The sequence below is a fragment of the Acinetobacter sp. IRS14 genome (assembly GCF_034650275.1).
In the GTDB taxonomy this organism is placed as follows: domain Bacteria; phylum Pseudomonadota; class Gammaproteobacteria; order Pseudomonadales; family Moraxellaceae; genus Acinetobacter; species Acinetobacter oleivorans.
The window spans coordinates 365,391-377,053 of sequence record NZ_JAOVFN010000001.1 but is presented as its reverse complement, the minus strand read 5'-3'; the positions used below and the strand labels follow the sequence as shown (position 1 = coordinate 377,053).

Genomic DNA, 11,663 nt, shown 5'->3' with positions numbered 1-11,663 from the left:
AAAAATTTAAGATTCCGTTTTATTGCGAGATTCATGCCAAATTAATAACCTTAATAAATATTTTAAATTATTGTTTTATATTGTTTTTATACAGCGCTATTTATAGGAGTGTTGTTTTTAAAACACCAGCGCAATTCTTGTGTTGTAATCGCAACAAAATTTGATATATCAACATCATAAAAAAAGATATTAAAAATAATTTATAAATATCAACAAATTAATGAATGGCATCAATTTTGCTTTAAAGCATGAAAACCACAAAAGGATGTCACGATGACAACACTTCAAACTCAACCATTAAACACACTTTGGTATACACGCTGCCCTGTACCAACTGGTCTAGGCATTTCAATTCAAAAAGGTTGGCTCAAAGAAAAGTTTGATGAGCGGCAGATTGAAATAAAATCAATTCGAGAATCAAACTCCAAAGATATTCGTAACTCCCATTTTAACCATACCCTTGCCAACTCAGTTCGACATGGCGGCAGTATTCCTGCAATTTGGGCATATGCATCTGGTCAAAAAACTAAAGTGATAGGATTATCTTGGGCGGATGAAGTTCAATTGTTATTAACGCGTTACGATTCAAACATCCAAACTGTTACAGACTTAAAAGGCAAACGTTTTGGTATTCCACTGAATCAAGATGCAATTATTGATTTTTCACGTGCACAGGCCATCCGTGGTTTAGAGAATGCCTTAAAAACAGTGAATTTGAAAGTAAGCGATCTTGAGTTGGTCGATTGTTTACGAGCAGATATTTTAGCCGCACAGCAACAACAACCTGAAGAAAATGATTCTAGTTTTTATGGTAATCGCAACAAAATTAATGCAAGTGCAGAGATCGTGGCATTAATTAAAGGTGATGTTGATGCTATTTTTCTAAAAGGTGCACACGCTGCGCAAATTGCTCATGATTTCGCCCTGCATACCATTATTGATATTGGCTCACATCCAGACCCTATTCTACGCTCTAATAATGGGACACCAAGAACGCTGACTGTCGATGAAGATTTTCTAACACAATATCCAGAGCAAGCCCAATCAATTGTCGATGCTGTTTTACAAGCAGAACAATGGGCACATGCACACGCCGATGAAACCCATCGTTATTTGGCAAAAGAATGTAATAGTAGTGAGCAATGGGTTCATGCGGCGTATGGTGCAGATGCACATTTGAAACTGAACACTAACTTTGATGAGACTTCTATTGTTGCTTTACAAGACCTGAGTGACTTTCTCTATCGCTGGAACTTTATTCCTGCACAAATTAATGTTCATGAATGGCTGGCGCAGGATATTTTTATTCAAGCTCAAGTGGCTTAATAGTACAAAAGCAAAAAGGTTGTCTTGATGACAACCTTTTTTACAACTTGATTTTATTAATTAAGCTGAGTTCAATAAGAAGTATGATACTCGGAAACGTCATCAGCAACCTGCGCAATGTACGCAAGATAATGTTTCTACGATACATTTGAAATAAATCCAAAAAATGAACAGGTTTTGCTGATGACAATGGTTTTGCCTACTTTTGTCGAAACAAAAGTAGGTCGAGCCGACGGCTTATCCTAAAATTAGATGAGAACTTGGCAAGATTCTACCAAGATATTTTCTTCCATAAGTTATAGGAATATTTAAGTCGGATTCAGTTTAATTAAATTTAGTCACATTTTCCGCCTGTTTCTTCAGAAGCACTGAGTTGTATTCTCCTGGTGGAATATTATTTAAATAATAATTTCCAACATGATATAGCCTCCAGCGAATTGGATCATGCGTGGTGTGAGTTCGTGCATTTCGCCAGAAGCGGTCTAGATTCCATTTCGATAAAGTTGAACTTGCCCCGAGTAATCCAAAAATTTCACTCGAAATTTTTAAAGATGCATGATCAGACTGACTACGGGTAGCAGCAACCGATAAAATCAGTTCGGTTTGTAAGTCTTCATCTTCTACATTTGCCAAATGCTGTTCAAAAATCTGTGCTGAACGATCTAACAATGCCTCAGCCGAACGGACCAAAACAGCAAACTCACCAATTTGTTTAATAATATGAGATTCATGTGTAGGTGAATCAACACCACTTTCCACCCAAGGTCGAGCATGATGTTGTAAATAATCAATCCCGCCTTGTAGTGCTCCTTTGGCAATTCCTGTATCCATTGCAGCGTGTAAAATTTGAGGCCAAGTAAGACCCGTACGTAGAACCGTGCCTAAACCGCCAGTATTCCGCTTAGCAACATAACGTTCATCAACAATCACATCTTTAAAATTAACAGTGCCACTAACACTATTATTTTGTCCCATTGCATCCCAGTCATCGAGCAACTCTACTCCCTGTGTATCTCGATGAATTAAAATTGAGACTGGTCCATCATCACTACCCGCAAATAAAGAAATCCATTCTGCGAGTAAAGAGCCCGTAGAGTAAAACTTACTGCCATTTAAAATTAATTGTCCTTCTGCATTTCGTTCTACACGTGTTTTATGCTGAAACTTATCTTTGCCTCCCACTTCTGCAAGTGCATTGCCCAAACGTTTTCCACTTAAGATATCACCCAGTAACTGATCACGAATTTCATCGTCATAGCCAGTTAAAATTCCTCGGAACATAGTGAAGTGAATTTGTAATAACTGCCCTACACCACCATCGGCAGATGAAATAATTTTCACCACATTGACCAATGTTGAAATACTGGCACCTAAGCCTCCAAATTGCTTGGGCACAATAATCGCGGTTAAACCAGCTTCTGAAATTAAACGCGCCTGATCATACGGTACTGTCTTGTTATAACTTGGATCTCGAGCAAATTGATTCAGTTGATCTGCCACCTCTTTTGCAATATCAAGTGCTTCTTGCTCGCTTTGAATATGTCTTACGCTACCTAATTCTAAAAAACTGTGTTGGTTAATATCGTTCATTTTTAACTCCGAAAAATCTGTTCTTTTTTATGCGCTAACTTCAAGTACGTTGTTTTTAAACAAGCTTGGCGCATGGGTAAGCAAAGTTTTGGTATATATATGTTGAGGATGACTAAGCACTTGATCTGTTTCACCGTATTCAACAATATGTCCATTTTTTAATACGGCGACTCGATCTGCGATTGCACGAACAACCCCTAGGTTATGGGTCACAAATAGTAAGGTCACACCTTGCTGCTGAAGGTCTTGTAACAGTTTTAAAATAGATGCCTGAACTGAAACATCCAAAGCAGAGGTAATCTCATCACAAATCAAAACATCAGGTTGGCACAGCAAAGCTCGCGCGATCGCCACGCGTTGTCTCTCCCCACCCGATAAATCTCTAGGATAGAGTTCTTGAACTTGTATAGGCAGAGAGACTTGTTTAAGTACCTGTGTGACTTTTTCTATGGCTTCTTGTCGAGATGCTCCAAAGAAATGCTGCACGACTTTAATTAAGGTCTGACCAATCGTATGCGCTGGATTCAAGGCTTTATAAGGGTTTTGAAAGATATATTGCAGTTTATGTCGTTGCTGCAAATGACGTTGTTGCCCACGCAACGACAAGACTTCATCTGCTAATGTAATTTGTCCATCTGCATTTTCATTCAGGCCAGCAATGACACGCGATAATGTTGTTTTTCCTGAACCCGATTCACCAACCAATGCTAAACATTCGCCTTTTTTGAGTTGAAATGAGATATCAAAAAGAGCCTGTTGCTGCCCATACCATGCATTAATATGTTCAACTTTTAGCAGTGCTTCTCGATCAGTTCCTCGTTCAATAACCTGATGATCAATCTCTTTAAAATTAATCACACCAACATGATCCGAATGGTGACAAGCAACAAAATGCGGGTCAAACTCATCTTTTAATTGAGTTAATTCAGGTTGTTTTTGACGGCATATGTCTGTGGCGAAAGTACAACGTACTGCAAAAGCACATCCCGCTGGACGCTCATTTGGTGAAGGTGCATGTCCTTCAATTGGAGATAAATATTTACGAATGGCCACATCGGGAATGGCGTTAAGTAAACCTTGCGTATAAGGGTGTTTAGGGGTTTCAAATAGTTGGGTTAATACCGCATCTTCAGCAATTCGCCCTGAATATAAAACAATCACCCGATCTGCAATATCTTTTACAACCGTTAAGTCATGCGATACATAAATAGCAGCAACATTATATTCGCGGCATAATTTACGAATGATGTTCAATACCAAGGTCTGTGTCGTCACATCTAAGGCGGTGGTTGGCTCATCTAAAACAATCAAACGTGGCTGTAGCAAAAACGCCAAGGCCAATAAAATTCGTTGTTGCTGTCCACCTGAAAGTTGATGGGGATAACGCTTGAGAAATAGCTCATCATGAGGCAACCCCACTTCATCTAAAATTTTGGCTACTTTTTGGTGTTTTTCAGCGTTTGATAACTGTGCCTGATGGACTTCTAATAGTTCAAATAAATGTTGACCAATACTTAATGCTGGGTTGAGTGCCGTTCCAGGATCTTGAGCGACATGACTAATTTTATAGCCACGGACCTGACGTAAAGCATGATCATCTAAACTGAGAATATCTTCATCATCCAGTTCAATAGTCCCTTGAATAATCCTGGCACCATGTCGTGCATAGCCCAATAAGGCACTCGATAATGTCGTTTTACCAGAACCACTTTCTCCGACCAGCCCTAGAACCTCACCTTCTCTCAAGCTAAATGAAATATTAGAAACGATATGATTGCCAGTGTTTACCAATGCCACGGTTAAGTCTGTTACGGTCAATACTGTATTTTTAAATGTATGTGCCATGTTTATTTTTCCTCAATCCGAGCTGCTGCACGTCCAACTCCCTCTGCCAATACATTCGTTCCGAGTGCAAACAAAGCAATTAAAATGACAGGAGCAAACACGGCCCATGGTTGAACTAATAAACCAGCACGATTTTCATTAATCATGAGTCCCCAATCTGCTGCTGGAGGTGCCACGCCATAACCCAGAAAAGCCAAACCAGACAACATACCCACTGCCCATGTCAGCATCACACCAAGATGAATGAGTAAAGGCGTCAACATATTGGGTAAAATTTCGCGAAATAAAATATAGGTTTTTGAATAACCAAGAATTCGGGCAGCTTCGATATATTCCTGTTCCACTAAATTAAGTGCAACGCTTCGTGCAAGACGTATGACTCCAGGAATAAAAGCAATTGAAACCGTTAAAACAATGAGCCAAGGCTGTCGACCTAACATCGAAACAATAAGTAAGACCAAAATAAGATCGGGAAAGGCCATAAAAACATCAGTCAGCCAAGTCACGAACTGATCAATCTTATTTCGAGCAAAAGCAGCTAATATGCCTAAACTAGAACCAATAACTAATGCGACCAAACTGGCAGCCAGTGTCATCCAGATAATTGAAGCACCGCCAGCAAGTACACGTGACCAAACATCATGACCAATATAGTCATAACCTAAAAATGATTTTCCTTCGGGTGGTCCATAAGTCATGCCGACCAATGCCGTAGGTTCAAATGCAACAAATAACGGTCCAACCAGTGCAAAAATCAAAACTAGGGCTGTGACTACAAATCCAAAACGTACTTGTCTTTCACGAATTAATGTTTGAAAAAAGTTTCTTTGGTACCAATGAAGTGAGCTCATTTCCCACCTCCTTGCTGAATATTCTTTAAAGCATTGCGACGATCGACAGGTTTTACCGTAATTGGTCGGCCAGACTTCCATAAACGTAATGCCTGACGTCGGCCTGGCGAACGTGCTTTATGTCTTTTTGCAGTTCGTATTTTTGGTGTGAGTAAAGTCGTGATTAAATCTGCAATTAAATTAACAACCACCACACAAATGGTGAGCAATAAAACGATTGCTTGAATGGTCGGGATATCCCTCATTTCGATTGCTGCATTGAGCGCATTACCAATACCGGGGTAACTGAAAACCACCTCAATAATGAGCGCACCACTCAGCAGAACTCGTATGGTCAATGCTGTACCCTGCACCACAGGAACCAATGCATTTGGTAAAACATGTTTCCAAATAATCCGGCGCTCAGGAATACCACGCAGTCGTGCAGAGGTCACATATTCCGACTCTAGCGCATCAATCATGGAACCACGTACTAAACGCATCAGATATGGAATGAGTGATAAAGCTAAAGTTAAAATTGGTAAAATTAAAAATTCTAGCTGGCTATAAGGCGACTCATTAGGAATCAGCAACGATGCGGCTGGCAATATGTGTAAAACCGATGTTGAAAAAAACATCATTAACCAAATCGCAATAACAAACCCCGGCACCGCTTTAAACACAATAGAGCTAGAGACAATAATACGATCGAGTTTGCTATCGCGATGAAGCGAGAGCCACACCCCTAACACGACTGAAATCGGTACAGTAACAACAATCACGAGGCTCGTGAGTGCAACTGTGTTACCAAAATAATTCTGAATAATTTGAAAAACAGGCACATTGGAGTCAATCGAACGTCCAAAGTTACCTTGTAACAATTGACTCAACCAATGCCAGTATTGAAGCAATATCGGATCATTTAATCCCAATTGTTCACGAAGTATTTGTACCGTTGCTTCAGGTGCTTCTGGTCCTAAAATGACACGAGCCGGGTCAGATGGAAGTGCTTGTGTCGCAATAAAAACAATGAGACTAATAACAAATACAACCAATACCCCTGACACCAAACGTGTCAAAAACCAAGGTAACCATGCAGGAAATTCAAATGACTTGGCAATTGCTGGTTGTTGAATGGATGCTTCTATTTTGCTGGATTGAATTGTCATATTGGTTACCCTCTACGCCAGAATTCATCTGTACGCCACGCAGCAAAGCCTGTGCGATCAGGAGTTACACCACCAATTTGGTTCGAATGTGCATCAAGGACATTATTAAAGCCCCAAATGAGTAAACCACCTTCCTCATGTTGAATATGCTGTGCTTCGTGAACAAGTACTTTTCGTTTTTCCAAATCGGGTTGTTGCAATGCTGCATGCACTAGTTCCGTAAAGCGCTCATTCTTAAAACGAGTTTTATTATTTGCCGCACTCGGCCCATCAATTTGTAAGACTGTTAATAAGAAAGGACGCGAAACATTCGAGCCTATGCTAAATGCCCAATCTTGTTTTACTGCATCCGCAAAAGTAGCAGCTTCAACCTGTTTAACATTAACAATTACACCTGCCTGAGCAGCATGTTGAGCAAAAACTAATGCGGCATTGCTATCTGGGCCTGTATATAAATCGACCGTTAAACTATTATTAAAACCAGCTTCTTTGAGTAGCGATTTTGCTTTATTTAAATCTTGCTTGCGCTGAGCAATACTGTGGTCATATACAGGATCGCTAAACGAATAAAGGTCATTTGCAACTCGTCCTTGCCCAGCTAAAGCACGTTTGACCAAATCGTCTCTATTAGCAATCAATCTAAAAGCTTGTCGTACCCGAGGATCATTGAACGGTGCTTTAGACGTATTCATATCAAATGATTGCCAAGCATCGGTTTCCGATGAAACTAGATTTAGTCGTTTATTAGATTGAATTAGAGCAATATGCTCAGCACTTACCCCTGAAGCAATATCAATTTGGCCAGATTGCAAAGCAGCAAGACGCCCTGTCTGATCCTTAAAATCAATAATTTCTATTGCATCAGCATAAGGTTGATTTTCTTTCCAATAATTTTCAAAACGTACAAAACGTGAACGCTGGCCGGGTGTAAAACTTTCAAGCTTAAAGGGGCCAGCCCCGACTACATTTTTAACTGGGTCGTAATCTGTAGGAACAATACCACCCCAGCTCATCCATGCTTCTGGTAAAGCAACCAATCCTTTTCCTTGAGAAAAAGGAATTTCAACGGTGTATTCATCGCGCTTTTTAATTGCATCTCTTTGCAAAGAATAAAGATAAGCTGCAAATGGTGAGGCAAGTTTGGGGTCGGTTAATCGCCGTAAAGAGAAAATGACATCATCGGCTGTAATGGTTTTACCGTGGTGAAATTCGAGTCCTTTTTTTAGGCGAATAGTCCATTTGGTTCCGTCATTATTGGGTTCAGCAAATTCAGCAAGGGCAAGTTTTGGCTGAATATCTCGGCCCCATTCCCATAACTTTGCATATAAAGGCCAGCCTCTAAACGCACTGGACATACCAATAGGTTTATGTGCATCTAAGTTGCCTGCTTGGTTACCATTAATCACTCCAATTTTGATAACACCACCTTTTTTCGGCGTATCATTTTGGGGGGTAGCGGCAGTGGCGCTTTCAGACGATGAAGAATCGGGTTTTGAACATCCTATAAGGCTAATTGCAGCAAAAGCACTGACACCTAATCCAGTCTGTTTAATGAGTTCTCTACGGGTAATTTTATTCATACCTTCTCCCTTAAACCACGACTTCTTGATTCAAGAGGGAATCAATGGATGAATTTCTATTGAGCTTAGGTAACTCAAAACCATGATCTAGCTCTAATAATGGAAACAATAAATCTGCTACCCGATAGGCTTCTCCAATTAAAGGGAAACCCGACAAAATAAAGGCTGATACACCATAGCTTTCGTATTCTTTAATCCGTTTGGCAATATTTTCAGCACTACCCACTAAGGCAGTTCCTGCGGCTGGGTTTAAAATATCGAAACCAAATAAAGATGGGCCAGTCCAAACATTAGGATAAATTTCAAAATCTTTAGCTTGAGGCAAAACGCCTTGACGTAGTTGTTCTAAGTTTTTTTGAATAGATGGGTTGTTGCTTTGATAACTCTCAAAACTTTCATTTGGAGGAAGCTGTCGTTTAACAGCTTCGATTGCATAATTTACATCAATCTTGTCAAGTAACGACTGAGCATATTGCCAAGCCTCTTCTTCTGTTTCCCGAACAATAATTTGTAATCGAGTACCAAATTCTAAAGTTCGGCCAATTTTTGCTGACTCAGCCGCAACCTTGCTAAACTTTTCTCCAAGTAATGGCGGTGTATTCGCAAAGCTTAAATACACATCTAACAATTCAACAGAATGCTGAACACCTTTGGCAGAAGTTCCAGCTCCCCACAAAGGAACACCTTGTTTTTGAGTCGGACCACGCCATCTCGACATTGGAGATCCGCCCTCTAAGCGTGGAGCAATTTGAATAAACTCGCCCTCAAATCCAGAGGTATCACCTAAGTAGTTTTGCTGAAATGCATTCCAGTATTCTTTACTAAAGTCATAACGCTCATCATGAGTATAGTGAATACCTAAAGCTGCCAAACCCTTATCATTTCCATTGACGACATTAAATAACAAACGCCCTTTAGAAAATGCATCAAAAGTTTGCGCATATTTTGCCAAAACTGCTGGTTGAACTTCTCCGGGATGTTGAGCAACCAGAAACTTTAAACGTTCAGTAAATGGAATTAAACTTGCAGCAACAGCAAGTGTTTCATACTCACTTGTACCCATGAGTGAACCGTAAAAACCAAGTCGATCTGCGGTAATCGCAATCTGTTGCAAGTGTTCATAATCGGTATCCCATCGCCCAGATTCCAACCAAGGATATGGTCCATCTGGAGAAGTGAGATACCATAAAAGTTTTACAGCCATAGTATTCTCGATCTTTATTTTTTAAATCTTTATCTAATTCAGGGGAAGTAAGCCCAGCGATTTTGCTTTTTCAGTCAATCCGCTCATTTTCCATTGCTGATGTAAAACCCCTTGCCCGTATTCTCGGCTGCCACCGACTAGTTCAGCGAGCAGCTGAATTTGAGCACCTTCTTCAAGCAATAAAATAAATTCAGCAGTTTCCTGTAGTCCTTGGCTTCCCCATACAGTCGCTCCGCCATTGGCTTCTAAGATGGCCCGATGTTCGATATCAACTTTGAGTTGATCTAAAATAAAATCCACTTCAGCTTGACGGCGATCAATGTAAATCGGCAACTCTTTAAACAAATGAAAGCGCTGAACAGGCACATAACGAATCGGTAAAGTGCGATGGGTTTGAGCCCAAGCGCCTAAATTCGGCGCGTGTACATGAGATATTGTGGTGACATCTGTATGCTCTTTAAAAAGCTTGTTATAGCGCCCACCTGCACTTTTTCTTCCCAGTAAAACTTCACCATCAATTGTCTCCACCAATACTTTGCTTTTTTTATCTTTAGACCACGGCCCTGCATAGTTAAAAGTAACTAAGGTATTTTCAGGCCCACGCTCAACAAAATTAACAGTTCCGTTTGCAGTAATTGTTCTTGTTTCACGGAATACTTCAAAAGCAAATTCAGCTTTTTCACGGTTCAATTCGATAAAGTCATTGAGTTCACGAGACAATGGCGTTTGAATAAGTGTTGTCATGATCAAATCCTCTTTAAAATTTTTTATTTTGACGGCGTTTTAAAACTTCGAGTAAAGGACGATGATCAACCCATGTTTCAATATCGACGTCGCGCTCTAAGAAGCCATGCAACCAAAGAAAATCTTTTTGTTGTTTTAAAAGCTCTAAACGCTCTTCACTTAATGACGGATGTAAAGACTTATGAAAATTATTTCGATAGGCTGTCGCAACACTTTCTGCCCCTGCAATCGTTTCATCTTCTAGAATGACCAAGACCTCATCTAAGTGATCTTGTGCCCAATCTGCGGTATCGAATAACTCTTCAAGAAAATCGACTACCACATCAAAGTGATCTTCTAATAGATCTTCATGGACGGTAATTGGGCGAGGTGTGCCGTTATTAACACGAGAAGTCACATCTTCAAATTTATCTAAATCAATTCCAACTTTTAGGCCACGTTTAGTTGCAGCTTCAACAGCAGATGCTCCTTTTACATACACAGCATCAACTTCACCTGTAATTAATGCATCTAGGCCTGACCAATATGTACTCGCATCACGATTTTCTTTAGATCCAGCACGCTCAGGTACTTCAATAAAATTCACATCACGGAAAGTCAGATTGGCAAGTTGTAAAGCACCACGAATACCTTGCAATGACATGGCTCTAAAAATACTGCCAGCACGTTTGTCAGCATATTCTGGTAAAGCAACTTTCGCATTTTTTAAATGCTCTGGCTGGCTAATATCTGAATCAGGTCGCACAATAATGACTTGCCACTCATCAATCCAAGTCAATCCAATGAGTCGGCTTGGCGCGCCTTCAGAGCGTGCAGCTAATGCAGGTACATTTCCACCTTCTCGGAACAAAGCTGGCAATTGATGGTCAAAATGATGAACCGATAAACCTTTACGCGCATCTTGTAAGACGGCAACATCAATGCCGTGCTTTTCAAACTTTTTAACCAAAGTACCGCGTTTTAATGAAATACCTGTTGCTGTAGGTACTGGACATCGAGTGACCCAAATTTCAGACAGGATGTTTTTTACAAATTCTTTAGAATTTTCTTTTTTATCTACTACAAGTGACATACGGATTCCTTAGGATAATTCCACTTTCATCACTTGCATTGAGCAGCTTTTATGCCAATTTAATTTATTATTTATTTTCAATTGTTTACGCAAAAATAGCAGGATTGGAAATGTTTATATTTCATCATTTTTCAATGCCACTGTTGTTTTATCAACAGTTACTTCAGGCAAACATAACTTCTAAAATGCAAAAATATACAATCAGCTATTTTAGTACCTGCTGGAATCCAGCTTGAAGCTTTAGTACATGGCCGAAATAAGCTTGATAACTATGTCGCTAAAATGAATATTTCTTTATTCAGA

9 protein-coding genes are annotated in these 11,663 nt (G+C 39.9%); 1 reads left to right on the top strand and 8 read right to left on the bottom strand.

Annotation, left to right across the window (positions count from 1 at the left end; all coding sequences use genetic code 11):
* The first annotated feature begins 273 nt into the window (after window positions 1-273).
* Window positions 274-1,326, top strand: coding sequence for an ABC transporter substrate-binding protein (locus ODQ17_RS01765; RefSeq protein WP_322901336.1), 1,053 nt, complete (start codon window positions 274-276; stop codon window positions 1,324-1,326).
* Window positions 1,327-1,650: 324 nt separating this feature from the next.
* Here ODQ17_RS01765 and ODQ17_RS01760 read toward each other — a convergent pair whose 3' ends face one another.
* Genes ODQ17_RS01760 through ODQ17_RS01725 form a run of 8 tightly spaced genes read right to left on the bottom strand, consistent with a single transcriptional unit; the run spans window position 1,651 to window position 11,360 of the window.
* Window positions 1,651-2,916 (bottom strand): acyl-CoA dehydrogenase family protein, encoded by a 1,266-nt coding sequence (locus ODQ17_RS01760; RefSeq protein WP_322901334.1) that lies wholly within the window; start codon window positions 2,914-2,916, stop codon window positions 1,651-1,653.
* Window positions 2,917-2,943: 27 nt separating this feature from the next.
* Window positions 2,944-4,761, bottom strand: coding sequence for an ABC transporter ATP-binding protein (locus tag ODQ17_RS01755; RefSeq protein ID WP_322901332.1), 1,818 nt, complete (start codon window positions 4,759-4,761; stop codon window positions 2,944-2,946).
* A 2-nt stretch (window positions 4,762-4,763) separates the two neighbouring features.
* Window positions 4,764-5,612 (bottom strand): ABC transporter permease, encoded by an 849-nt coding sequence (locus ODQ17_RS01750; protein ID WP_199988046.1) that lies wholly within the window; start codon window positions 5,610-5,612, stop codon window positions 4,764-4,766.
* Window positions 5,609-6,760, bottom strand: a complete 1,152-nt coding sequence (locus tag ODQ17_RS01745; RefSeq protein ID WP_322901330.1) for an ABC transporter permease — start codon at window positions 6,758-6,760, stop codon at window positions 5,609-5,611. Before ODQ17_RS01745 ends, ODQ17_RS01750 begins: the two co-directional genes overlap by 4 nt.
* 5 nt (window positions 6,761-6,765) lie before the next feature.
* Window positions 6,766-8,340: an ABC transporter substrate-binding protein gene (locus ODQ17_RS01740; RefSeq protein ID WP_322901328.1), complete on the bottom strand. Its 1,575-nt coding sequence runs from the start codon at window positions 8,338-8,340 to the stop codon at window positions 6,766-6,768.
* 10 nt (window positions 8,341-8,350) lie between these two features.
* Entirely contained in the window at window positions 8,351-9,544 is a 1,194-nt protein-coding gene (locus ODQ17_RS01735) for an LLM class flavin-dependent oxidoreductase (RefSeq protein WP_322901326.1), read from the bottom strand.
* A gap of 33 nt (window positions 9,545-9,577) precedes the next feature.
* Window positions 9,578-10,288 carry a class II aldolase/adducin family protein gene (locus ODQ17_RS01730; protein ID WP_322901325.1) on the bottom strand — a complete coding sequence of 237 codons (711 nt, stop codon included), beginning with the start codon at window positions 10,286-10,288 and terminating at the stop codon, window positions 9,578-9,580.
* Window positions 10,289-10,301: 13 nt separating this feature from the next.
* A complete protein-coding gene (locus ODQ17_RS01725; RefSeq protein WP_013197915.1) occupies window positions 10,302-11,360 on the bottom strand; it encodes an ABC transporter substrate-binding protein in 1,059 nt (352 codons plus the stop codon).
* Window positions 11,361-11,663: the final 303 nt, after the last annotated feature.

What these genes read in the sequence shown, in the direction of transcription:
- ODQ17_RS01735 (WP_322901326.1), bottom strand. Translation starts at nt 9,544, where the DNA reads ATGGCTGTAAAACTTTTATGGTATCTCACTTCTCCAGATGGACCATAT.
- ODQ17_RS01755 (WP_322901332.1), bottom strand. Translation starts at nt 4,761, where the DNA reads ATGGCACATACATTTAAAAATACAGTATTGACCGTAACAGACTTAACC.
- ODQ17_RS01725 (WP_013197915.1), bottom strand. Translation starts at nt 11,360, where the DNA reads ATGTCACTTGTAGTAGATAAAAAAGAAAATTCTAAAGAATTTGTAAAA.
- ODQ17_RS01740 (WP_322901328.1), bottom strand. Translation starts at nt 8,340, where the DNA reads ATGAATAAAATTACCCGTAGAGAACTCATTAAACAGACTGGATTAGGT.
- ODQ17_RS01750 (WP_199988046.1), bottom strand. Translation starts at nt 5,612, where the DNA reads ATGAGCTCACTTCATTGGTACCAAAGAAACTTTTTTCAAACATTAATT.
- ODQ17_RS01730 (WP_322901325.1), bottom strand. Translation starts at nt 10,288, where the DNA reads ATGACAACACTTATTCAAACGCCATTGTCTCGTGAACTCAATGACTTT.
- ODQ17_RS01745 (WP_322901330.1), bottom strand. Translation starts at nt 6,760, where the DNA reads ATGACAATTCAATCCAGCAAAATAGAAGCATCCATTCAACAACCAGCA.
- ODQ17_RS01765 (WP_322901336.1), top strand. Translation starts at nt 274, where the DNA reads ATGACAACACTTCAAACTCAACCATTAAACACACTTTGGTATACACGC.
- ODQ17_RS01760 (WP_322901334.1), bottom strand. Translation starts at nt 2,916, where the DNA reads ATGAACGATATTAACCAACACAGTTTTTTAGAATTAGGTAGCGTAAGA.